Source organism: Neorhizobium sp. DAR64862/K0K3 (genome assembly GCF_050500185.1).
Classification (GTDB): Bacteria; Pseudomonadota; Alphaproteobacteria; order Rhizobiales; family Rhizobiaceae; genus Neorhizobium; species Neorhizobium soli.
This window is the reverse complement of record NZ_CP191449.1, coordinates 1,903,645-1,924,815: the sequence shown is the minus strand read 5'-3', so window position 1 is coordinate 1,924,815 and position 21,171 is coordinate 1,903,645. Positions and strand designations below refer to the sequence as shown.

Annotated in this window: 22 protein-coding genes; 8 read left to right on the top strand and 14 right to left on the bottom strand. The window is 60.8% G+C overall.

The genetic code is table 11. The annotated features are described in order from the left end of the window. Positions 1–8 precede the first annotated feature (8 nt). Together ACQY1L_RS09365 and ACQY1L_RS09360 are read right to left on the bottom strand one after the other, a co-directional pair. Positions 9–527 (bottom strand): hypothetical protein, encoded by a 519-nt coding sequence (locus ACQY1L_RS09365; RefSeq protein ID WP_430240738.1) that lies wholly within the window; start codon positions 525–527, stop codon positions 9–11. Next, a complete protein-coding gene (locus ACQY1L_RS09360) occupies positions 524–1,087 on the bottom strand; it encodes a CGNR zinc finger domain-containing protein (protein ID WP_430240737.1) in 564 nt (187 codons plus the stop codon). Before ACQY1L_RS09360 ends, ACQY1L_RS09365 begins: the two co-directional genes overlap by 4 nt. A gap of 67 nt (positions 1,088–1,154) precedes the next feature. On the opposite strand from ACQY1L_RS09360, the gene ACQY1L_RS09355 reads away from it, so the two are divergent. Further along, positions 1,155–2,051, top strand: coding sequence for an ABC transporter permease subunit (locus ACQY1L_RS09355; RefSeq protein WP_430240736.1), 897 nt, complete (start codon positions 1,155–1,157; stop codon positions 2,049–2,051). A 3-nt stretch (positions 2,052–2,054) separates the two neighbouring features. On the opposite strand, the gene ACQY1L_RS09350 is transcribed toward ACQY1L_RS09355, so the two are convergent. From ACQY1L_RS09350 to uvrC, 4 genes are all read right to left on the bottom strand, one after another. After that, complete coding sequence (locus ACQY1L_RS09350) at positions 2,055–2,513, bottom strand: molybdenum cofactor biosynthesis protein MoaE (protein ID WP_430240735.1); 459 nt, start codon at positions 2,511–2,513, stop codon at positions 2,055–2,057. A gap of 15 nt (positions 2,514–2,528) precedes the next feature. After that, on the bottom strand, positions 2,529–2,783 hold the full coding sequence (gene moaD, locus ACQY1L_RS09345; RefSeq protein WP_430240734.1) for a molybdopterin converting factor subunit 1: 255 nt from the start codon (positions 2,781–2,783) through the stop codon (positions 2,529–2,531). Next, complete coding sequence (gene pgsA, locus ACQY1L_RS09340) at positions 2,780–3,370, bottom strand: CDP-diacylglycerol--glycerol-3-phosphate 3-phosphatidyltransferase (protein ID WP_062453313.1); 591 nt, start codon at positions 3,368–3,370, stop codon at positions 2,780–2,782. Before pgsA ends, moaD begins: the two co-directional genes overlap by 4 nt. 129 nt (positions 3,371–3,499) lie before the next feature. After that, positions 3,500–5,554: an excinuclease ABC subunit UvrC gene (gene uvrC / locus ACQY1L_RS09335; RefSeq protein ID WP_430240733.1), complete on the bottom strand. Its 2,055-nt coding sequence runs from the start codon at positions 5,552–5,554 to the stop codon at positions 3,500–3,502. Between the two features lie 741 nt (positions 5,555–6,295). Between uvrC and ACQY1L_RS09330 the strand changes: the two genes are divergently transcribed. Next, positions 6,296–6,934: an outer membrane protein gene (locus ACQY1L_RS09330; RefSeq protein ID WP_062453311.1), complete on the top strand. Its 639-nt coding sequence runs from the start codon at positions 6,296–6,298 to the stop codon at positions 6,932–6,934. A 101-nt stretch (positions 6,935–7,035) separates the two neighbouring features. Here ACQY1L_RS09330 and ACQY1L_RS09325 read toward each other — a convergent pair whose 3' ends face one another. From ACQY1L_RS09325 to ACQY1L_RS09310, 4 genes are all read right to left on the bottom strand, one after another. Further along, the gene (locus ACQY1L_RS09325; protein WP_062453310.1) at positions 7,036–8,046 is read right to left on the bottom strand and encodes a Bug family tripartite tricarboxylate transporter substrate binding protein; all 1,011 of its coding nucleotides are present in this window, start codon (positions 8,044–8,046) and stop codon (positions 7,036–7,038) included. Positions 8,047–8,227: 181 nt separating this feature from the next. Beyond that, positions 8,228–8,824 (bottom strand): glutathione S-transferase family protein, encoded by a 597-nt coding sequence (locus ACQY1L_RS09320; protein WP_062453309.1) that lies wholly within the window; start codon positions 8,822–8,824, stop codon positions 8,228–8,230. Positions 8,825–8,881: 57 nt separating this feature from the next. Further along, a complete protein-coding gene (locus ACQY1L_RS09315; RefSeq protein ID WP_062453308.1) occupies positions 8,882–9,568 on the bottom strand; it encodes a ribonuclease T2 family protein in 687 nt (228 codons plus the stop codon). A gap of 50 nt (positions 9,569–9,618) precedes the next feature. Continuing rightward, a complete protein-coding gene (locus ACQY1L_RS09310) occupies positions 9,619–10,485 on the bottom strand; it encodes a 23S rRNA (adenine(2030)-N(6))-methyltransferase RlmJ (protein ID WP_062453307.1) in 867 nt (288 codons plus the stop codon). Positions 10,486–10,568: 83 nt separating this feature from the next. On the opposite strand from ACQY1L_RS09310, the gene ACQY1L_RS09305 reads away from it, so the two are divergent. Both ACQY1L_RS09305 and ACQY1L_RS09300 read left to right on the top strand, forming a co-directional pair. Then, on the top strand, positions 10,569–12,707 hold the full coding sequence (locus tag ACQY1L_RS09305) for a molybdopterin-containing oxidoreductase family protein (RefSeq protein ID WP_430240732.1): 2,139 nt from the start codon (positions 10,569–10,571) through the stop codon (positions 12,705–12,707). Next, positions 12,704–13,291 (top strand): NUDIX domain-containing protein, encoded by a 588-nt coding sequence (locus ACQY1L_RS09300; protein WP_062579914.1) that lies wholly within the window; start codon positions 12,704–12,706, stop codon positions 13,289–13,291. The genes ACQY1L_RS09305 and ACQY1L_RS09300 overlap by 4 nt, the downstream gene beginning before the upstream one ends. On the opposite strand, the gene ACQY1L_RS09295 is transcribed toward ACQY1L_RS09300, so the two are convergent. Together ACQY1L_RS09295 and ACQY1L_RS09290 are read right to left on the bottom strand one after the other, a co-directional pair. Further along, positions 13,288–13,719, bottom strand: coding sequence for a type II toxin-antitoxin system VapC family toxin (locus ACQY1L_RS09295; RefSeq protein WP_430240731.1), 432 nt, complete (start codon positions 13,717–13,719; stop codon positions 13,288–13,290). The genes ACQY1L_RS09300 and ACQY1L_RS09295 overlap by 4 nt on opposite strands. Then, a complete protein-coding gene (locus tag ACQY1L_RS09290) occupies positions 13,695–13,970 on the bottom strand; it encodes a type II toxin-antitoxin system Phd/YefM family antitoxin (protein ID WP_113167310.1) in 276 nt (91 codons plus the stop codon). Before ACQY1L_RS09290 ends, ACQY1L_RS09295 begins: the two co-directional genes overlap by 25 nt. Positions 13,971–14,121: 151 nt before the next feature. Between ACQY1L_RS09290 and ACQY1L_RS09285 the strand changes: the two genes are divergently transcribed. After that, entirely contained in the window at positions 14,122–14,949 is an 828-nt protein-coding gene (locus ACQY1L_RS09285; protein ID WP_430261842.1) for an alpha/beta fold hydrolase, read from the top strand. A gap of 65 nt (positions 14,950–15,014) precedes the next feature. Here ACQY1L_RS09285 and purN read toward each other — a convergent pair whose 3' ends face one another. Together purN and purM are read right to left on the bottom strand one after the other, a co-directional pair. Then, positions 15,015–15,641 (bottom strand): phosphoribosylglycinamide formyltransferase, encoded by a 627-nt coding sequence (gene purN, locus ACQY1L_RS09280; protein ID WP_430240729.1) that lies wholly within the window; start codon positions 15,639–15,641, stop codon positions 15,015–15,017. After that, positions 15,638–16,711 carry a phosphoribosylformylglycinamidine cyclo-ligase gene (gene purM, locus ACQY1L_RS09275; protein ID WP_062453300.1) on the bottom strand — a complete coding sequence of 358 codons (1,074 nt, stop codon included), beginning with the start codon at positions 16,709–16,711 and terminating at the stop codon, positions 15,638–15,640. The genes purN and purM overlap by 4 nt, the downstream gene beginning before the upstream one ends. Positions 16,712–16,958: 247 nt before the next feature. Between purM and ACQY1L_RS09270 the strand changes: the two genes are divergently transcribed. The 3 genes from ACQY1L_RS09270 (at position 16,959) to ACQY1L_RS09260 (ending at position 21,166) form a co-directional block, all read left to right on the top strand. Beyond that, the gene (locus ACQY1L_RS09270; RefSeq protein ID WP_062453299.1) at positions 16,959–18,137 is read left to right on the top strand and encodes an AI-2E family transporter; all 1,179 of its coding nucleotides are present in this window, start codon (positions 16,959–16,961) and stop codon (positions 18,135–18,137) included. A gap of 7 nt (positions 18,138–18,144) precedes the next feature. Continuing rightward, positions 18,145–18,852 (top strand): DnaA regulatory inactivator HdaA, encoded by a 708-nt coding sequence (gene hdaA, locus ACQY1L_RS09265; RefSeq protein WP_113167306.1) that lies wholly within the window; start codon positions 18,145–18,147, stop codon positions 18,850–18,852. A 100-nt stretch (positions 18,853–18,952) separates the two neighbouring features. Next, positions 18,953–21,166, top strand: coding sequence for an RNA degradosome polyphosphate kinase (locus ACQY1L_RS09260; protein ID WP_113111267.1), 2,214 nt, complete (start codon positions 18,953–18,955; stop codon positions 21,164–21,166). Positions 21,167–21,171: the final 5 nt, after the last annotated feature.

Below are 21,171 nucleotides of genomic sequence, written 5' to 3'. Positions count from 1 at the left end.
CGGCAAGGTCATGGAGTCTCCGGGCAGCCGGTTCGCCCGGAGAAGTCGGTCGAGCCATCGGCCTTGAACATGTCGGGGTTGGGTGTGTAGGCCGGGCCGACGACCAGCGGTGCCGCCGGTATCACAGACTGATCGACATCCGACGTCACGGTGGTTTCGATCACCTGCAGCACCTCGCCGGACGCGCCTGTCAGCGTGATGGCCACGCGGTAGGGCCTGTCCTTCCGGACGCACTGGACGAACGGGCTGGCAAGCGTGAGGACATCGTCGACATCGAGCACTCTCTCTTCGGTGAAAAGCGCCGGTCCGCCCTGCGGATCTTCGAATTCCGCTCTGGCGCGGCTTTCCTTTGGGGTGCCGGCGACCTTTCGAAGCGTGACGAGGTAGTTAGCGGTAGCCACCCGGTAGTTGAAGACGAAAATCCGGCCGGACAGTTCGAAATACACGCCTTCCGACGGTCGCTGGCAGCCAGTCACAATCAGGCCCATCACGCAGAGCCCGGCTGATATCGCTACCCTCCACCTCATGTTGCGTCTCCAGCCGAAGGTCCTCCACCGCGGCTGCGGCGATAGTGGCGGTTCGCCTTCACGCGGTTGCCGCAGACGGTCATGTCGCACCAGCTTCTGCTACGGTTGCGGCTTCGGTCGATAAACAGCCAGCCGCAATTGCGGCAGCTCTTGAGGCGGGAAATCTGATCGTCGCCAAGAAGCCGCAAGGCCGAGCGAGCGGTGGCAGCCTCGAGCGAGCCGGTGCCGGTTCCGCGCAACGCCACAGCCGCCGCGCCAAGCAGATCCGCCAGTTTGTGCGGGTCATCCTCGCCATCCGCTCGAGCACGGAAATACCGGTCGATCGCCTCCCGAAGCACGAGGAAATCGCCGCGTCTTTCCGCGGCGACTGGCGTCACTTCATCAAACAACGCCCGTTCCGCCGAGAATTCTCCGGCCGCCTCGGGAAAGGCATCCATCTGCTGCGGTAAGGCGAAGCGATCAACGCGGCGTGACGGATCGATGCGCAGGATGACGCTGTTGGCGACATCGAGCGCCAAGGCGCCACCGACGAAACGATGCGGGGTCCAGGTGAAATCCATCCCAGAATTATAACTGGTGTAACGCGGTTTACCAGTTATGTTCGTGTCATCCTTTTGGGGTTTGCCGATGGCCTATCTGCTCCAGCAATTGGCGAATGCTGTGCCGCTGTCGGTACTCTACGCAACGCTTGCCTTCGGCTACGTGATCGGCTTTGCGCTGACGAAGCGCGCAGACATCGCCTATGGCGCCATCTTTGCTTTTTCCGGCCATCTCTACGTGTTGTTCGCGCAGCTCGGCTGGGACGAGTTCTGGCTTGTCCTGCCGGCGGCACTGGCGATGGGGGCGGGCGCGGCGATCGTCGGCGGCGTCGCGACCGGGATCGTGGTCGGCGGGCTGACCCTGCGGTTGATCGAAAGGCATGCGCGCAACGCGCCGATCGTCGCCGCGCTGGGCGTGCTGCTGGTGCTGATGGAGGGCGCTCGGCTTGCCTCCGGCTCCCGGGAGATCTGGCTGTCGCCGTTTCTGAACCGTGCCGTTCCGCTCTGGGCGGGTGATGGCTTCGCGGTAACCCTGACGCTGATCCAGTTGCTCAATTCAGGCCTGATGCTGGCAATGATCGCGGCCGGCTGGCTGGTGATTGACCATACAAGCCTCGGGCGCGTCTGGCGGGCGGTGGCCGACGACAAAATTGCGGCCCAACTCTGCGGCATCAGTTCCCGTCTGGTATTCGTCCTCGCCTACGCGGCAGCATCTCTTTACGCCTGCGTCGCAGGCGTGTTGGCGACCTCGTATTACGGAACGATGGACTTCGGCGCCGGGTTGCTGATCAGCATCAAGATCGTCCTGATTGCCGCAGCCGGCGGACATTCGCATCCGCTGCGGTCGGCAGCCGGTGCCGCCGCTGTCGGTTTCGCCGAAACACTGTGGAGCGGTTACGGCCCGATCCTGTGGCGGGATTTCGCCATCGGGCTGGTGCTGGTTGCGGTTCTCGTCATGAGCCGGCGGGAAAGGGTGGTCCTGTAAACCTCAGCGCCAACGGTCGCGTGCGGTATCGTCGGCGTCTTTCGCATCGACCCAGGACCGGGGCGAACCGTCGGCCGCATGTTCCTTTTTCCAGAACGGCGCCGATGTCTTCAGAAAATCCATCACGAAATTGGCGCCATCGAAGGCTGCCTGGCGATGCGAGGCGACGGCGATGACGAGGACGATGTTGGCGCCGGGCGCGATCTTGCCGTAGCGGTGGATGGCGGTCAGTCCGAGAAGCGAAAAGCGGTCGATGGCAAGGAGGGCGATCCGGTTCATCTCGGCTTCTGCCATGCCGGGATAATGCTCCAATTCCAGCGCCGAGAGCGCTCCCTGCTCGTCGCGGCAAAGACCGCTAAAGCTGACCACCGCGCCGATATCCATGCGGCCCACCGTCAGGAGATCGATCTCCGATTGCAGATCGAAATCGTCGGTCTGGACGCGGATCGTGGGCATGGTCATCAGAGTGGTTTCCGTTTACCCGCCTGTCATTGGGGGGAAAATGCCGATCTCGCGTGCTCCGGCGATCTTTTCGAAATGCTCCACATGCTCCTGGTCGATCGCGACGCGAATGACCTCGGGATATTGCAGCGCGTTCTCGTATTCCTCGCCGAGCGTCTTCAGGTGATTAAGGAGATCACGCGCGGTAACGACCTCAGGCGGTAGGTCGAGATCCTCGTCGGTCTTGCCAATTCTCTCGCGCACCCAAGCGAAATAGACGAGTTTTATCATCCCTCGTCATCCACGAGATGCTTGAGACCGGCGCGGAAATAGTCGTAGCCGCTGTAGAAGGTGAGGGCCGCTGCGACCCAGAGAAGGCCGATGCCGATCTGCGTCGTAAACGGCAGGAACTTGTCGCCGGCAGGTCCGGCCAGCAGGAAGGCGATCGACACCATCTGGATCGTCGTCTTCCACTTGGCGATGCGGGTCACCGGCACCGATACCTTGAGCGCCGCCAGATATTCACGCAGGCCCGAGACGAGAATTTCGCGGCAGAGAATCGTGATTGCAGCCCACAGCGACCAGCCGGCAATCGTCTGGTCGGCAGCAAGCAGCAGAAGCACGGCGGCAACCAGAAGCTTGTCGGCGATCGGATCCAGCATGCGGCCGATATTCGAGGTCTGGTTCCAGATACGGGCCAGATAGCCATCCAGATAGTCGGTCAGCGACGCCACGACGAAGATCCAGAATCCGGCCCAGCGGGCAAAATCCGAACTTTCCAGCTTTCCTTCGATGAAGAAGCACAGAACGATCACCGGTACGGCAAGGATGCGCGCATAGGTCAGAAGATTGGGAATGTTGTACGCGCGGGAAGCCATGATGGACCTGTGCTTGAGGGTTGCCTCTAGTTGAGGTTTCGAGACGCCAGCGTCAACAGTTTTCGCGGCTTTTTTACAGTTGGTTGAGATGCATACGCTGTTTTGATGACCCATGCATGTCGTTCATCGTCATCCACTTCGGCTTTCGTGGAAGTGATTATAGACCTGTTTTGCCACCGCTTCGGAGATTCCTTCGACCGCCATCAGATCGTTGAGACCTGCGCGGGACACGGCCTTTGCGGTGCCGAAATGCTGCAGCAGCTTGCGCTTTCGGCCCGGCCCGATGCCCGCGATTTCGTCGAGCGGGTTCTTGATCATTTCCTTTTTGCGCCGGGCCCGGTGCGAGCCGATCGCGAACCGGTGCGCTTCGTCGCGCATGCGCTGGACGAAGTAGAGGACCGGATCGCGTGGCGGCAGCGAGAAATCGCTGCGGCCATCGGCAAAAAAGCGTTCGCGGCCTGCATCGCGGTCGACACCTTTGGCCACCCCGATCGCCGTCACCACGTCTCGGATGCCAAGTTCGTCGAGGATGGTGCGCACAGCCGTCATCTGGCCCTGGCCGCCATCAATCAGGATGACATCGGGCCATGCCGGGAAGGCGGCATCGTTGATGTCGTCGCTGGTCGCCTCGACGGGTTTCGGCGCCGAGATGCTGCGATCAGGAATGCCTTCTTCCTTGATCAGTCGCGAGAAGCGCCGGGTCATGACCTCGCGCATCATGCCGAAGTCGTCGCCGGGGGTGATGTCGGTCGATTTGATGTTGAACTTGCGGTACTGGCCCTTCACGAACCCTTCCGGACCCGCGACGACCATGCCGCCGACGGCATTGGTCCCCATCATATGCGAGTTATCGTAGATCTCGATGCGCCTGGGCTGGTAGGGCAGGCTGAAGGTTTCGGCGAGACCCTTGAGAAGGCGCGCCTGCGACGACGTTTCGGCCAGCTTGCGGCCATGTGCTTCGCGCGCATTGGCAGCGACGTGATCGACGAGATCGCGCTTTTCCCCACGCTGCGGCACCAGGATCGAGACCCTGTGTCCCGCCTTTTCGGAAAACGCGAGCGCCAGCAGTTCCTGCTCCTCGACTGTTTCCGACAGCAGGATCTGCTTGGGAACCGGCTTGTCGTCATAGAACTGCGCGAGAAACGCGTTGAGGACCTCCGCTCCTGCCATCTGCGGATCGGCCTTCGGGAAATAGGCGCGGTTGCCCCAGTTCTGGCCGGTGCGGAAGAAGAACACCTGGATGCAGGTAAGCCCGCCTTCGTGGTGGATGGCGAAGATATCGGCTTCCTCGACGCCGGCCGGATTGATGCCTTGGTGGCTCTGGACGTGGCTGAGCGCTGCCAGCCGATCGCGATAGATCGCGGCGCGCTCGAAATCCATGTCTTCGGAGGCTTCCGACATCTGCCTGGCGATGACGGTCTTCACGTTCTGGCTCTGGCCCGAAAGAAAGTCCGATGCTTCCTTGACGAGCTCGGCATAGCCCTCGTCGCTGACTTCATGGGTGCAGGGGCCGGAACAGCGTTTGATCTGATAAAGAAGACAGGGACGCGTGCGGCTCTCGAACACGCTGTCTGTGCAGGTGCGCAGCAGGAACGCACGCTGTAGCGAGTTGATCGTTCGGCCGACGGCAGAGGCCGATGCGAACGGTCCGAAATACTGGCCTTTGCGGGCGCGGGCGCCTCTGTGTTTCATCAGGGCAGGGGCACGGTGATCGCCGCTGATGAGAATATACGGAAACGACTTGTCGTCGCGCAGCAGAACGTTGAACCGCGGACGTAGCCGCTTGATGAGGTTCGCTTCAAGCAGCAGCGCCTCGGTCTCCGTCCGCGTCGTGACGAATTCCATATGCGTGGTTTCGCGCACCATGCGGGTGAGGCGGTTGGAATGCAGTCGGCCCTGCGCATAGTTGCTGACGCGTTTCTTGAGGCTCTTCGCCTTGCCGACATACATCACGTCGCCGGCCTCGTTGAACATCCGGTAGACACCCGGCGCGTTCGGAAGGTGCTTGACGAACTCGGCGATCAGGTCGGCGCCCTTGAGGCCCGTGTCGTGGCGGACCGCCTCGTTCCAGTCGATGGACGTGGTGATAGCCGCAGCGACCGCTTCCGGTGCCAGGGCATCGTCGTCGTCTTCTTCGTTTCCGTCATAAAGAACGCCGCCATCGGGCACATTCTTCGCGTTCATCGCATGTCTCCGCCGGCAGAATCAGTTCAGACGACTATTTCTGCGGGCTCATCTCGTCTTTGTGATCATCCAACCCGAAGAAATCGGCGACTCGGGGCTGAAGCTGTTCGCCAACAGATAGTGTTTTGCCGGCAGCTTTGGAAGCGTGCCACCACGCCTGCATTTCTCTCTCAGCAAACGTGCTCGCGGGGTCCTGGAAGCGAATACGGCAGGAATTCGGCCTCGTTTCGACCGGAAATGACGATTTGCAAGTAGGAGTTCTGCAGGATGCTGTGATGGCGTTGATGCGTTGCTCGGCTAAATTTGAGTTAAACTCGAATAAAGGAGGCTAAATCTCGCGCCTCTCGGAGTCGTGATATGTATCGAGGCTGTTTGACAGCGTTTGTTCGCAATGTTAAGAAACGATCAAGAAATGTAAAATGCTCTATAGTGCGATTAACGTCTCATTATCCTTAACGATATACCTGTGGCGATGAAGCAACATCGAAATTTAGCCGTCTAGCTGCCACAAACAATTCACATTTCGGCTCTTTCAATTCCTCAATTGCCCCCCAAATTCGTCCTCAGCCAGCAGGGAACAAAGCTGTCGTCAACTCTGTTGATGTGACACTTGCCCGGCAGCCTACAGCGCCGATACCCGAAAGGGTGCGCAGGGACGTTGTAGCAATTAGGAATACTCGTGTCGGACCTTCCGAAACCCGAAGTGGTTTTTGAGCCGATGCGCCAAACGGAGAAAAAGGTATGCGTATTCTCGTCGCGACTCTGATGGCCTCGGCTGCCAGCTTTATTGCAATTTCCTCGGCCAGCGCAGCTGACGCCGTCGACCAGATCCCTGCAGCTCCTATGGCTGTTGAAGAAGTCGCACCGGCCGCTACGTGGCAGGGCTTCTACCTCGGCGCCACCGGTTCCTACGACTGGGGCCGTTTCGGCGGTGGCGACTACAATGCCAAGGGTGCAGGCGGCGGTGCTTACACCGGTTACAACTGGCAGAGCGGCCAGGTTGTGTACGGTATCGAAGCTGACGTCGGCTACAACGGCCAGGACGGCAGAACGTCCGGCGGTTATCGTGGCGAAGCTGGCTGGGACGGTTCGGTCCGCGGCCGCGTCGGTTACGACCTCAACCCCTTCCTGATCTACGGTACGGCTGGTGTCGCGCTGCAGAACAACGAACTCAAGGATGCAACGTCGTCTGACGACAAGACATCCGTTGGTTACACGGTCGGCGTCGGTGCTGAAGCATTCGTCACCAGCAACATCACGACCCGTATCGAATATCGCTACACGGACTTCGCAGCCAAGGACTACAGCCTCGACAGCGGCAACGTCTCCAAGGGCTTCGACGACCACAGCGTTAAGGTCGGTATCGGCGTAAAGTTCTAATAAGAACAATAAAAAGCCGGGAGCGTTTCCCGGCTTCTCATCTAAAAGCCCGTTGTCACCAACGGGCTTTTTTCATGCGTGGTTTTCGGTCGGTATAACGGTCAGTCCATCTGGATATTGGCGTTCTTGACGACCGGGGTCCATTTTGCGAGTTCGGCTGTCACGTGTTTGCCTAGTTCCTCCGGGGTAGACCCGACAATCTTGGCGCTGAAATCCTTCATCCTCGCGACAACTGCCGGGTCCTGTAGCGCCTTGTTGGCGGCGTCGTTCAGTTTTGCGACCACTTCAGGCGGCGTGCCGGCCGGTGCGAACAGGGCGTTCCAGGTGTAGGTCTCGTAACCCGGTACCGTCTCGGCAATCGTCGGCACGTCCGGGAACGAAGCTGCCCGCTCGGCAGTGGTGACGCCCAGTGCCTTCAGAGTTCCCGCCTTGATATGCGGAGACGAGGAGGGCAGGTTGTCGAACATGATCGAGATCTGGTTGCCGATCAGGTCGTTGAGGGCAGGACCCGCGCCCTTGTAAGGAACATGCTCCATCTTGACGCCGGTCATCGCCTTGAACAATTCGCCCGAGAGATGCAGGGGCGTGCCGTTGCCCGACGACGCGTAAGAATACTTCTCCGGCTCCTTCTTGAGGAGCTCCACCAGTTCCGCCACCGTGTTGACCGGCAGTTTCGGATTGATGACCAGAACGTTCGGCACGATGACCAGTAGCGAGACAGGCGCAAAATCCTTCTCGGGGTCGTAGGGCTTCTGCTTGAGGATCAGCGGGTTGAGCGCGTGGGTCGCAACCGTGCCCATCAGGATCGTGTAACCGTCCGGCTCCGCACGCGCGACGCGGTCGGCGCCGAGATTGCCGCCGGCTCCGGCGACGTTTTCAACCACGATCTGCTGGCCGAGGATATCGCCCATCTTCTGCGCCACGACTCGACCGACAACATCCGTCGATCCGCCGGCTGCAAACGGCACGACGAGGGTGATCGTCTGGTCGGGAAACGACTGGGCCGCAGCCCCGGTGGCTGAAAGTGCTAGTGACATCAGGGACAGAGCCGAGCCTGCAAGGGCTACGGAAAGGCGCAGGGCGGTTCGCCGCGTCAACGCTGATCGCTTCATGAAATTCCTCCGAATTGCTTCAAACGGCCTCCCGCCGTTCTCGTCATAGTAGCGGAGGAAAACCGGAGGGCAAGCGTTTCAATTGCTTGTGCAAATGGGAGAAGGTCTCGAACGACCGGCAGGTTGTGCCAGGATCCGCGGCAACCCAAGAGTTCTAGGGCGGCCGCGGATCTCATTCGGTTCAGGCGTAGGGCTTCATTTCCATATAGGCCGGAAAGCGCTTGGAGAACGTGTCAGGCCAGGAGGCGAGTTCCGGACGACCTTCGGCCCACTGGCCGTTAAAGCGCAGGTCGAGATAACCGATCATAGCGGCAAGCGCGAAATGGCCACCATGCAGCTTCTTGCCGGTCTTCGGCAGGTTCTTTTCCAGATAGTCCAGCCCGCGCACCACCTTGTCCCACTGCTTGTCGATCCAGGGCTGGTGGACCTTTTCCTCTTCGCGCGAGCGACGCTCGTAGACGATCGCGAGAAGGCTATCGGTAATGCCGTCGCAGAGCGCTTCGAGCACTTCCGCCTCGGTCCGCTTCACGTCCTTCTTCGGGTAAAGCTTGCCGCCGGAGTGACGATCGAGGAAGTGCATGATCGCGACGCTGTCATAGACCGGCGGCTCGTTCTTGCGGATCAGAACCGGGATCTTCCCGAGCGGATTGTTGTCGATGAGTTCGGGAGGCGCCGCATTCGTGTCGGTCTTTTCTTCGGTCACGTCGAGACCGAGATGGCGGGCGGCCATGCGAACCTTGACGGAGTAGGGCGAGGCCGGGGAGTGGAGGATCTTCATCGGTATGTCCTTGTTCTGATATCGAGGGCCGCTGGTGTCATCTTGAGCAAGCGGATGTCAGCGGGCCGGAGGAAGCGTAATCTGGCCAATCCGGCAGCCGCGGCGGTCGACCTCCGCGCAATCGCGAAACTGTAGATCCTTGCTAAGGCAGATACGAATTTCATCGAGCTTTTCACCTTCGCAGCTCGCAGCGATACCGCGGCGGGAAAGACCCGGGTTGGCGGACATGAAGGCCTGCTCGATGGCATCAGGGGAAAGCTTGAGCGGGCTTTGCCCGCCAGCAAGGTCCGCCGGAAGTTTGACGTGCTCAAAAGCCTTGCGGACAGTGTCGAAATAGGTTGGCTGGTCGAGGCCGGTGCAGCTTCCATGCTTGCGCCACTGGTGACCGATCAGACCCATCGACGGCATGATGTCGAACAGTTTCTCACCAAGCTGGCGCGGCACGCGATCGGGTTCCGACGAGCGGCAGAAATCCGGGAAGCCGGTTTCGTATTGCGGCCAGAGCCCGTGTACGACGAAGCGGAAACGCTTGTCGGTGCCGCATTGCTGCCGGTTGCGGCCTCCGTCATCGGATGCGCAGAAGGTTGGCGACCAGGACAGAGAGAGGACGTAGAAATCGAAAGCGCCCGCACGGTCCTCGGAGCCTTGCTGACCCCGGTTGCGCTGCCGCTCCTGCGCCGTCGACGCAGTAGTGAAGGCGAGAAGGACGACGAGGCCTGCAAGGGCGGCGAACAAGCGTTTCATGGTGGGCGGCCTCCAGTCGCGCCGCACCATGAAAGGGATGCGCCGACGGGTCAAGCCTCGGCGTCGGTGTGTTCACCTCTTATCCAGAAGCATCGCTGCGAGGCGTAACGATCCTGTGCCAGCGCCGTCTTTATCGGGGGCAGGATCGTATGCAGCTCATCCTTGAGCGTGAAAGGCGGGTTGACGATGACGAGGCCCGAGCCGTTCAGGCCGACAAGATCGCGGTCGCTTTTCACGGTCAGCTCGACGCAGAGCATTTTGGGGATATCCAGCGCGTTCAGCTGCTCGTGGAAGTCCTTGATCGGCGCGCCCTTCTTCATCGGGTACCAGAGGCAATAGGTACCGCCTGAAAACTTGCGATAGGCATTGGCGAGACCCCTGACCATCCGGTCGTACTCGCCTTCTTCCTCGAAGGGCGGATCGATCAGCACGATGCCGCGCTTTTCCTTCGGCGGCAGATGCGCACCGAGCGCCAGCCAGCCGTCGAGTTCGGTCACGCGTGCCTGGTAGTCGCCTTCGAAAAGGCGCGACAGGCGGGCAAAGTCTTCCGGATGCAGCTCCATTGCCGAGAGACGGTCCTGCGGGCGAAACAGCATGCGCGCAAGTTTCGGCGAGCCGGGATAGAACTTGACGCCACCCTTCGGGTTCAGTTCCTTCACGGCACCGAGATAGGGCGCAAGGATTTCGGCCACTTCGGGAGAAAACTCGGCATCGACCAGCTTGCCGATGCCGTCGAGCCATTCGCCGGTCTTCTGCGCTTCTTCGGAGGATAAGTCGTAAAGCCCGATGCCCGCATGCGTATCGAGGAAGCGGAACGCCTTGTCCTTGTTCTGTGCATAAAGAACGAGCCGCGACAGGACGGCGTGCTTGAGGACGTCGGCGAAATTGCCTGCGTGGTAGATGTGCCGATAGTTCATCTCAGCTTGTGTCTCGCTTGAATAAAATTGATGCGCTGCAAATGGCCCTTTTTGCAGCCGTCGCCATGCCATATAGAAAAGCCATGAACGTTGCGACCCCCATTCCCGAAAGCCCCGTCGTCGGTCACACCTCCGTCGTCCATACCGTCTGTCCGCATGACTGTCCGAGCGCCTGCGCGCTGGATGTCGATCTGACCGCGGATGGCAGGATCGGTCGTGTCCGCGGCTCGTCCGACAATACCTATACGGCCGGCGTCATCTGCGCCAAGGTCGCGCGCTATACCGAGCGCATCTATCATCCCGGCCGCCTGATGGTGCCACAGCGCCGCATGGGTGCCAAGGGCGAAGGGCTCTGGCAAGAGCTCTCCTGGGAAGCGGCGCTGGACGAGATCGCCGATGCGTTCGTCAAGGCTGAAGCGAAGCACGGGTCCGAGGCGGTGTGGCCCTATTTCTATGCGGGAACCATGGGGCAGGTGCAGCGCGATTCGATCGAGCGCCTGCGCCACGCCAAAAAATATTCCGGCTTCATGGGCACGATCTGCACCAACATGGCCTGGACCGGCTATGTGATGGGCACCGGTGCCCTGCGTGGTCCGGATCCGCGCGAGATCGCGAAATCCGATTGCGTCGTGATCTGGGGCACCAATGCGGTCTCCACCCAGGTCAATGTGATGACCCATGCGATCAAGGCCCGCAAACAGCGCGGCGCCAAGATCGTCGTCATCGACATCTACGACAATCCGACGATGAAACAGGCCGACGTCAAGCTGGTGCTGCGCCCCGGAACCGATGCAGCACTTGCCTGCGCAGTGATGCATGTCGCCTTCCGTGACGGCTATGCCGACCGTGCCTATATGGCGAAATATGCCGATGATCCGGCAGGCCTCGAAGCGCATCTGAAAAGCCGCACGCCGGAATGGGCGTCGGCGATCACAGGCCTCGCCGTCGAGGAAATCGAGGGGTTCGCCAGGCTCGTCGGCACCACGCCGAAGAGTTTCTTCCGGTTGGGCTACGGCTTTTCCCGTCAGCGCAACGGCACGGCGGCGATGCACGCGGCGCTGTCGATCGCGACTGTGCTCGGCTCCTGGCAGCATGAGGGCGGCGGCGCCTTCCACAACAACGGCGAGATATATCGATTCAACAAGGCCGAGCTGATGGGCACGGCCTACAAGGATCCGGACATCCGCATGCTCGACCAGTCGCAGATCGGCCGTGTGCTGACCGGCGACGCTGAATCTCTGCGCCATCGCGGACCGGTGACGGCGCTGTTGATCCAGAACACCAATCCGATGAATATTGCGCCGGAACAGCGCCTCGTGCGCGAAGGTTTTCTGCGCGACGATCTTTTTACCGCCGTCCACGAGCAGTTCATGACCGATACGGCAAAGGTTGCCGATATCGTTCTGCCCGCGACGATGTTCTTCGAGCATGACGACCTTTATCGCGGCGGCGGACACCAGCATATTCTGCTCGGCCCGAAACTGGTCGAACCGCCGGCAACGGTGCGCACCAACCTCTTCGTCATCGAGGAACTGGCAAAGCGGCTGGGCGTTGACGGGTTTGCCGGCTTCGGCATGGATGAGCGCACCCATATCGACCGCATCCTGAGTGCCAGCGGCTGGGGCTCCTATGACGCGCTGAAGGCCGACAAGTGGATCGATGCGCAACCGGATTTCGACACTGCGCATTACATCAACGGCTTCGGCTATCCGGACGGCAAATTCCGCTTCAGTCCCGACTGGATCAACGGCCCATCGCCGGACCGGACGCCCGATAGCGTCGGTCCGCTCGGGCCGCATGGGCAGTTGCCACGTTTTCCGGACCAGGTGGACGTAATCGAGACGGCGGACGCCGAGCATCCGTTCCGGCTCGCGACCTCGCCATCGCGCAGCTTCCTCAATTCATCCTTTGCCGAGACCAAAAGCTCGGTGGAGAAGGAAGGGCGGCCGGACGTGATGATCGATCCGACCGACGCCGCAGGTCTCGGCATCGTCGACGGCGATATCGTGACGCTCGGCAACCGTCGGGGCGAGATCCGTCTGCATGCGAGACTCGTGGCCGGCGCAAAACCCGGCGTGCTGATCGCCGAAGGACTGTGGCCCAACGACGCGCATCTCGACGGCGAGGGGATCAACGTCCTCACCGGCGCCGATCCGGTGGCGCCTTTCGGAGGTGCTGCCGTGCACGACAACAAGGTTTGGCTACGCAGGGAAATCGCATGAGCGACGTGAATGACCGGGTGAAGATCGTCAGCGATACGACGCTGTCGCAGGGCTGGACGCGGCTTTCCGATTATCAACTCGACTATACCGATCGCAACGGCGAGACGCAGCGGATCAAGCGCGAGGTTTTCCATCGCACGCCGGCCGCCTGCATCCTGCTGCACGACCGCGAACGCGATATCGTGGTCCTTGTCAAACAGTTCCGGCTGCCCGCACATCTCATCGGCGAGCCGTCCTTCATGATCGAGGTCCCGGCCGGCCTTCTTGATGGCGAAGACGCCGAAGACGCGATCCGCCGCGAGGCGATGGAGGAGACCGGCTACCGGATCCGCGACGTGCGTTTCGTCTTCAAGGCACTGACGTCGCCGGGCTCCGTGACGGAGGTCATCCACTTCTTCCACGCCTCGATCGATCTTTCCGACCGGATCAACGAGGGTGGCGGGCTGGCCGACGAGCACGAGGATATAGAAGTGCTGGAGTTTCCGCTCGACAAGGCCGTCACGATGATCGCTGACGGTGAGATCATCGATGCCAAGACAATCATGCTGCTGCAGTGGGCCGTGCTTAACCGGGCGGCGCTTTAGGCCCGCACGAGGCTGCACCCGGCCGACGGGGCTGCCGCGATCAACTGCTTGTCGAGCGTTGCGAGTTCGAGGTTTTGCTCGAGCGACAGCGCAAGATAGGCTGCGTCGTAGGCGGATAGCTGGTAACGGGCTATCAGCTCGAGGATACGCCCGTCCTCTTGCCCTGTGACGGTCGTGATTTCCAGCTCTCGCAAGCGTGTCATCGATGTAGCAACATCTTCCAAGACGATCCGCTTCCTTCGGGCGGCGATAGTCAGCAGGCTGCGCATTTCGTGCCAGAAAAGGTCAGGCACAACCGCGCCCAACGCCATTGAGGCTTTCAAGACATGGTTCGAATATGGATTGGCCTCATCAGCTATGAACCAGCCGGCTGCAACCGAGGCATCAACCACGAAAGTCTGCACTAACGCCGACCTTCTTTTTTCCATTCGTCGATTTCTTCGGCAGTGGCGGACATTCGAGCGTCGCGCTCAGATATGATCGTCTCAATAAGGGCCCGCCGGCGCGCGAGTTGTTCTTCGGTGAACTCAGCATTCATACCGGGCGTGGCCGCGATCGGGCTGAGCCGCGCGACCGGTGTTTCGCCACGCGCAATCACCACCTCCTGGCCGGCTTCGACGAGGGGCAGGAGCTCGGAAAGTTCGGTTTTCGCATCACCCAGCTTGACCGTGATCGTCATCTCACACCTCCGGTTCAATCCAAGGTAGTCCGCGCCAAGCCGGTCGTCAAATGGCTGGTCGTTGGGAGGGATGCATCGCTTCCATGTCGGGGAACAATTGCCAGAGACCTCCCGTTAGACTGGTTCCATTGCCAGAAGAAGGGATGCAAAGATGACCATGATCACCACCCGCGACGGAACGCAGCTTTATGTCAAGGACTGGGGTCCGAAGACCGGCCGTCCCGTTATCATGATGCACGGTTGGCCGCTGACGTCGGACACCTGGGACGACTTCGCGGTGGTGGCAGCCGACGCCGGGTTCCGCGCCATTTCCTATGACCGACGCGGGTTCGGCCGCTCCGAGCAGCCGTGGGACGGTTATGAGTACGATACGCTGGCCTACGATCTTGCCGATGTCATCGAGGCGACCGGCGCGCAGGATGCGGCACTGTTCGGCTTTTCCATGGGCGGTGGCGAAGTTGCCCGCTACATGTCGCGCGACGGCGGCAAGGGCGTTTCCAAGGCCGCGCTGATCGCGTCGGTCGTGCCCTATATGGCGCAGACGCCCGACAACCCTGATGGTGTGCCGCAGTCGGTGTTCGACGAGATGACGGCCGGCATGAAGGAAGACCGGGCGCATTTCTTCCACGGCTTTTTGAAAAGCTTCTACGGCGTCGGCGTGTTCACCGGTTCGGTGAGCGAAGCCGTGCTCGACTGGTCGTTCCAGCAGACGATGATGGCGGGTCTTCGGCCAACGCTTGCTTGCGCCAAGGCCTTCTCCTCGACGGATTTCCGTCCGGACCTGCCGAGCTTCAAGGTGCCGACGCTGATCATCCACGGAACAGGCGACCAGACGGTACCGATCGAGACGTCCGGCCGTGCTGCCGCCGCCGCGATCCCCGGCGCGACGCTGATCGAATACGAGGGCGCGCCCCACGGACTGTTTGCATCGAACAAGCAGCAGCTGACGGACGACTTGATGGCGTTCCTTCGCAGCTAACACGAATGGCCGCACGCCGGAAGGTTATGTCCGGCGTGCGGCCAAGATGTACGCCAACGATGTGATTAAAACTCTGCCCGGCCGGCGCGTAAGCTGACGCCGCCGGTCGCCAGAAGCGCGAGTGCTTCCGGATAGATCTGGTGCTCGACGGTCAGTACCCGCGCAGCGAGCGTATCAGGCGTATCGCCGTTCTCAATGGGAACGCAGGCCTGGGCCACGATCGGGCCTTCATCCATGCCCTCGGTCACGAAATGCACCGTGCAACCGGCAACTTTCATGCCGGCATCGAGCGCCCGCTGATGGGTATGCAGTCCCGGAAAAAGCGGCAGGATGGAGGGATGTATATTGAGTATCCGGCCCTCGTAGCGGGAAATGAAGTCCCCGGAAATCAGCCGCATGTAACCCGCAAGACATATGATGTCAGGCGCTATTTCCTCGAGTGCCTCAAGGATTGCCGCCTCGTGTTCGGCCTTGCCGGCATAGGACTTGCGCTCGAAGGCGAGTGTCTGGATGCCGCGCGCGTTCGCCTTTGCAAGCCCGCCGGCTTGCGGTTTGTCGGAGATGACGGCAACGATCTCGGCTGGGAAGTCGGGGCTTTCGCAAGCGTCCGCCAGCGACAGCATGTTGGAGCCGCCGCCGGAGATAAACACGACGACGCGCTTTTTCTGCACGCTGGCGAGTGCGTCGCTCATAGACCGAGCGTGCCCTTGTAAACGACACCTGCTTCGCCTTCCGCACGGTCGATCATGCGGCCGAGCGGGACGACGATTTCGCCTTCGCGGGTGAGCACATCCGTCACCGTCTGCGCATTCTCAGCCGAAACGACGACGATCATCCCGATGCCGCAGTTGAACGTGCGCAGCATTTCCTTCGGCTCGACACCGCCGGTCTTTGCCAGCCACGAGAACACGGGCGGAACAGGGATCGAGTCGAGATCGACTTCGGCCGCCAGGTTCTTCGGCAGCACGCGCGGAATGTTTTCCGGAAAGCCGCCGCCGGTAATGTGGGCAAGTGCCTTCAGGGCCCCGGTTTCGCGGATCGCCTTCAACAGCGGCTTTACATAGATGCGGGTTGGCGTCAAAAGCGCTTCGCCGAGCGACTTGCCGTCGAAGAACGGCGCAGGCGCATCCCAGCCAAGGCCCGAGATCGACACGATCTTGCGCACCAGCGAAAAACCGTTGGAATGCACGCCCGAGGAGGTGAGGCCGAGAATGACGTCGCCAGCTGCGAGATCGCCCACCGGTAGAAGCTGGCCACGTTCGGCAGCGCCCACTGCAAAGCCGGCAAGGTCGTAGTCGCCATCGGAATACATGCCCGGCATTTCCGCCGTCTCGCCGCCGATCAGCGCGCAGCCTGCATCGACGCAGCCCGCAGCGATCCCCTTGACGATGGCAGCGCCCTGGTCCGGATCAAGCTTGCCGGTGGCGAAGTAGTCGAGAAACAGCAGCGGCTCTGCGCCCTGCACGACGAGGTCGTTGACGCACATGGCGACGAGATCGATGCCGACCGTGTCGTGGAAATTGGCATCGATCGCGATCTTCAGCTTGGTGCCGACGCCGTCATTGGCAGCCACCAGGATCGGATCGGTAAATCCTGCAGCTTTCAGGTCGAACAGGCCGCCGAAGCCACCGATTTCGCCGTCTGCGCCGGGACGGCGGGTTGAGCGTACCGCCGGCTTGATCTTCTCGACCATCAGGTTGCCCGCGTCGATATCGACGCCGGCATCGCTATAGGTGAGACCGTTCTTGCCCGTCTCGCTCATCGTAATTCTCCGTTGGGACATGCCGCGCGAACCGAAGATCGAGACCTTTCGGCGTGGTGCGGCTGCGCAAAAATCTCCGGCCCGCCATTGCATGACAAGGCGGAGGATGCAAGCAGAAGCGTGGGCTTTCAAGGCTTTTCACAGGCCCGGCCTCCGGCGACGCGGCGAAGTCGATGCCGATCTTGACCTTACCCGGTCCGGGCTCATATGCGTGATACCGGGAATGCAGTGCAAAAAGGACGTAAAGATGCCCTATCATATCAGCGGAGCGAGCCTGCGCCGCCATGTCTTCTTCTGGGCAGCCGTTCTTTTCATCTTCGCGCTGTTTCTGTGGTTTTTCAGCTCCATCCTTCTTCCCTTCGTCGCAGGCATGGCGCTCGCCTATTTCCTCGATCCTGTCGCAGACTGGCTGCAGCGCCGCGGACTGAGCCGGATGATGGCTTCCGTGCTGATCCTGGTCTCGTTCGTCACGGTGTTCGCGCTGTCGCTGATGCTGGTCATCCCGATCATCGTCACCCAGTTCACCCAGTTCGCCGCCGCTTTGCCCGGTTACATCACCCAGTTGCAGCAGATCATTTCCAACCCGGAGAACTCGTTCCTGCCGAGCTGGGTCTCCAGCCAGATCGAGACCGTCAAACAGAATTTCTCTGAAGTGCTGAGCCAGGGCGCCGGCTTCATCGGTACCCTGTTTGCGCAGATCTGGAACTCCGGCAAGGCGATCGTCGACGTCGTGTCGCTCCTGATCGTTACCCCGGTCGTCGCCTTCTATCTGCTGCTGGACTGGGACCGCATGGTGTCGAAAGTCGATAGCTGGATCCCGCGCGATCAGGTCCAGACAGTGCGCGACATCGCCCGCGACATGGATGGATCCGTCGCCGGCTTTATTCGCGGGCAGGGATCACTCTGCCTCATCCTCGGCATCTACTATGCCGTCGGTCTGTCGCTGGTGGGCCTGAATTTCGGCCTGCTGATCGGCTTCGTCGCCGGCATGATTTCGTTCATTCCCTATATCGGTTCGATGATCGGGCTGATCATGGCGATCGGTGTGGCGCTCGTACAGTTCTGGCCGGACTATCTGTGGATCATGGCGGTCGCTGCCGTGTTCTTCTCCGGCCAGTTCCTGGAAGGCAATATACTGCAGCCGAAGCTGGTCGGCGAAAGCGTCGGTCTGCATCCGGTCTGGCTGATGTTTGCGCTGTTTGCCTTCGGTGCCATGTTCGGCTTTGTCGGTCTTCTTCTCGCCGTGCCCGCAGCGGCAGTCGTCGGCGTGCTTGTCCGGTTCGCGATCTCACGGTATCTTGACAGCGATCTCTATTACGGCCGATCGGTAGATCTGCCGTGGGAAGGGGCGCCACAGGCCGTGGTCAATGAAAATACCGGCATGCAGCGTCTCGATGCTCCCAAGAGCGACCAGAAAGACATCTGAAAAGCGAATGACCGGATCGAGCGAACGCGACCAGCGCAGAAGCGAACAGCTTCCGCTGCAATTCACCCATGATTCCGCGCAGAGCCGGGACGATCTCCTGGTCTCCGAACGGCTGGCCGCCGCCGTCTCTATCGTCGACGAGTGGCCGGCCTGGCCATCGCCGGTCGTGATCCTTGCGGGTCCCGTCGGTTCCGGCAAGTCGCATCTCGCCCATATCTGGCGGGAGCGGGCAGGGGCTGCCGAGATCCATCCGATCTCGGGTTCGAATGCAGCAACTGTCGCAGCGGATGGGCCGGTGCTGTTTGAGGACGCCGATCGGCGCGACTTCGACGAGACCACGCTTTTCCACGTCATCAATGCCGTGCGCCAGCATGGCCGCACTTTGTTGATGACATCGCGGCTGTGGCCCATGTCCTGGTCCGTGACGCTGCCGGACCTCAAATCACGGCTGAAGGCTGCGACCGTGGTGGAAATCGGCGAGCCCGATGAGGAACTGCTGGCCCAGGTGATGGTAAAACTGTTTGCCGACCGTCAGCTTTATATTGATGACAAACTTCTCAGTTACATCGTCAACCGGATGGAGCGATCTTTGGGCGCTGCGCAGACCATCGTCGACCGGCTTGACCGGTTGGCATTGGCGCGCGGGACCCGGATCACCCGTCCTCTGGCAACCGAAGTCCTCAAGGATTTCGGCAGTGCCGGACCGAATGATTAGCAACGTCTGCGCCGGCAATTGACTATGACGGTCGCGTCGTCAAACGTATCGCACGGCCCCACGCATACCGGTTATGGGGCTGGCTCTGGGATGGATGAAGATGGAATCGATGACGACCGAGATTGAGCAGCCCAAAAAGGGCGAGGCAGCCAGCAGGGACGAAGCGGTGGATATGGGTGAGGCGCTGCTTTCCAGCCCCGAGCGGTTCATCAACCGCGAGTTTTCCTGGCTGCAGTTCAACCGCCGCGTTCTCGAGGAAACGCTGAACGCGTCGCATCCGCTTCTGGAGCGCATCCGCTTCCTGTCGATCTCGGCTGCAAACCTCGACGAATTCTTCATGGTGCGCGTTGCCGGTCTTGAGGGGCAGGTCCGCCAGGGCATCGTCATCAAGAGTCCCGATGGCAAGACGCCGGCAGAACAGCTGGATGCGATCCTGCAGGAAATCGACAATCTGCAGATGGAGCAGCAGGCTTCGCTCGCCGTGTTACAGCAGTATCTGGCGCAGGAAGAGATTTTGATCGTCCGTCCGGCAGCACTTTCGGATGAAGACCGTAACTGGCTGTCCGGGACGTTCGACGACGAACTGTTCCCGATCCTGACACCGCTTTCGATCGATCCGGCGCATCCGTTCCCGTTCATCCCCAATCTTGGCTTCTCGATGGGGCTGCAATTGCACAGCCTGAACGGCAAGGAGCCGATGACGGGTCTTCTGCGCCTGCCGACGACGCTTGACCGCTTCATCCGTCTGCCCGACGACGCAAACACGATCCGCTACATCACGCTCGAAGATGCGGTCGCCATGTTTACCGACCGGCTTTTCCCCGGTTACGAGGTCAAGGGCGGCGGTACGTTCCGCATCATCCGCGACAGCGATCTCGAAGTCGAGGAAGAAGCCGAGGATTTGGTCCGCTTCTTCGAGACGGCGCTCAAGCGCCGCCGTCGCGGCAAGGTCATCCGCATCGAGACCGATTCGGAAATGCCGGCGGAACTGCGCCAGTTCGTGGTGCAGGAACTCGGCGTTCCGGACAACCGCGTCGCGGTCTTGCCGGGTCTTCTGGCACTCAACACGCTGTCGGAAATCACCAAGGCGCCGCGCGACGATCTGCGGTTCGAAAGCTACAACGCCCGATTTCCCGAACGCGTCCGCGAACACGCCGGAGACTGCCTCGCCGCCATCCGCGAAAAGGACATGGTGGTCCACCACCCGTACGAGAGTTTCGACGTTGTGGTGCAGTTTCTTCTTCAGGCAGCCCGTGACCCCGACGTCCTCGCCATCAAGCAGACCCTCTACAGAACCTCCAACGACAGCCCCATCGTCCGAGCCCTGATCGATGCGGCCGAGGCCGGCAAGTCGGTCACGGCGCTGGTCGAGTTGAAGGCACGCTTCGACGAAGAGGCAAACATTCGCTGGGCGCGAGACCTGGAGCGCGCCGGCGTGCAGGTCGTTTTCGGCTTTATCGAGCTCAAGACACATTCGAAGATGTCGATGGTGGTGCGCCGTGAGGACGGCAAGCTGAGAACCTATTGCCACCTTGGTACCGGCAACTACCATCCCATCACCGCAAAGATATACACGGACCTTTCCTTCTTCACCTGCAATCCGAAGATCGCCCACGACATGGCGAATATCTTCAACTTTATCACCGGTTACGGCGAGCCGAAGGAAAGCACCAAGATCGCCATGTCGCCCTACACGCTGCGACCGCGCATTCTCAAACACATCGAGGAAGAGATCGCGCACGCGAAGGCGGGAGCTCCGGCCGCGATTTGGATGAAGATGAATTCACTGGTCGATCCCGAGATTATCGACGCCCTCTATCGCGCCAGCCGCGCCGGTGTCGAAATCGATCTGGTCATCCGCGGCATCTGCTGCCTGCGCCCGCAGGTATCCGGTCTTTCCGACAACATCCGCGTCAAATCGATCGTCGGGCGCTTCCTCGAACACAGCCGCATCTTCTGCTTCGGCAACGGTTACGGCCTGCCTTCGGACAAGGCTTTGCTCTACATCGGGTCCGCCGACATGATGCCCCGCAACCTCGATCGCCGCGTCGAAACGCTGGTGCCGCTGCTCAATCCGACCGTGCACGAGCAGGTTCTTTCACAGATCATGCTGGGCAATCTCATTGACAATCAACAGAGCTACGAGATATTGGCGGACGGTACGTCAAGGCGCATGGAAGTGCGCAAGGGTGAAGAACCGTTCAACGCGCAGCATTATTTCATGACCAATCCTAGCCTCTCGGGGCGTGGTGAAGCCCTGAAATCCAGCGCTCCGAAACTGATTGCCGGCGTCATGTCCGGACGCAAAAAGTAGCCGGC

Bases quoted from the DNA above. Each gene is read 5' to 3' on its own strand.
- ACQY1L_RS09365 (WP_430240738.1), bottom strand. From the start codon at position 527: ATGAGGTGGAGGGTAGCGATATCAGCCGGGCTCTGCGTGATGGGCCTG.
- ACQY1L_RS09360 (WP_430240737.1), bottom strand. From the start codon at position 1,087: ATGGATTTCACCTGGACCCCGCATCGTTTCGTCGGTGGCGCCTTGGCG.
- ACQY1L_RS09355 (WP_430240736.1), top strand. From the start codon at position 1,155: ATGGCCTATCTGCTCCAGCAATTGGCGAATGCTGTGCCGCTGTCGGTA.
- ACQY1L_RS09350 (WP_430240735.1), bottom strand. From the start codon at position 2,513: ATGACCATGCCCACGATCCGCGTCCAGACCGACGATTTCGATCTGCAA.
- moaD (WP_430240734.1), bottom strand. From the start codon at position 2,783: ATGATAAAACTCGTCTATTTCGCTTGGGTGCGCGAGAGAATTGGCAAG.
- pgsA (WP_062453313.1), bottom strand. From the start codon at position 3,370: ATGGCTTCCCGCGCGTACAACATTCCCAATCTTCTGACCTATGCGCGC.
- uvrC (WP_430240733.1), bottom strand. From the start codon at position 5,554: ATGAACGCGAAGAATGTGCCCGATGGCGGCGTTCTTTATGACGGAAAC.
- ACQY1L_RS09330 (WP_062453311.1), top strand. From the start codon at position 6,296: ATGCGTATTCTCGTCGCGACTCTGATGGCCTCGGCTGCCAGCTTTATT.
- ACQY1L_RS09325 (WP_062453310.1), bottom strand. From the start codon at position 8,046: ATGAAGCGATCAGCGTTGACGCGGCGAACCGCCCTGCGCCTTTCCGTA.
- ACQY1L_RS09320 (WP_062453309.1), bottom strand. From the start codon at position 8,824: ATGAAGATCCTCCACTCCCCGGCCTCGCCCTACTCCGTCAAGGTTCGC.
- ACQY1L_RS09315 (WP_062453308.1), bottom strand. From the start codon at position 9,568: ATGAAACGCTTGTTCGCCGCCCTTGCAGGCCTCGTCGTCCTTCTCGCC.
- ACQY1L_RS09310 (WP_062453307.1), bottom strand. From the start codon at position 10,485: ATGAACTATCGGCACATCTACCACGCAGGCAATTTCGCCGACGTCCTC.
- ACQY1L_RS09305 (WP_430240732.1), top strand. From the start codon at position 10,569: ATGAACGTTGCGACCCCCATTCCCGAAAGCCCCGTCGTCGGTCACACC.
- ACQY1L_RS09300 (WP_062579914.1), top strand. From the start codon at position 12,704: ATGAGCGACGTGAATGACCGGGTGAAGATCGTCAGCGATACGACGCTG.
- ACQY1L_RS09295 (WP_430240731.1), bottom strand. From the start codon at position 13,719: ATGGAAAAAAGAAGGTCGGCGTTAGTGCAGACTTTCGTGGTTGATGCC.
- ACQY1L_RS09290 (WP_113167310.1), bottom strand. From the start codon at position 13,970: ATGACGATCACGGTCAAGCTGGGTGATGCGAAAACCGAACTTTCCGAG.
- ACQY1L_RS09285 (WP_430261842.1), top strand. From the start codon at position 14,122: ATGACCATGATCACCACCCGCGACGGAACGCAGCTTTATGTCAAGGAC.
- purN (WP_430240729.1), bottom strand. From the start codon at position 15,641: ATGAGCGACGCACTCGCCAGCGTGCAGAAAAAGCGCGTCGTCGTGTTT.
- purM (WP_062453300.1), bottom strand. From the start codon at position 16,711: ATGAGCGAGACGGGCAAGAACGGTCTCACCTATAGCGATGCCGGCGTC.
- ACQY1L_RS09270 (WP_062453299.1), top strand. From the start codon at position 16,959: ATGCCCTATCATATCAGCGGAGCGAGCCTGCGCCGCCATGTCTTCTTC.
- hdaA (WP_113167306.1), top strand. From the start codon at position 18,145: ATGACCGGATCGAGCGAACGCGACCAGCGCAGAAGCGAACAGCTTCCG.
- ACQY1L_RS09260 (WP_113111267.1), top strand. From the start codon at position 18,953: ATGGAATCGATGACGACCGAGATTGAGCAGCCCAAAAAGGGCGAGGCA.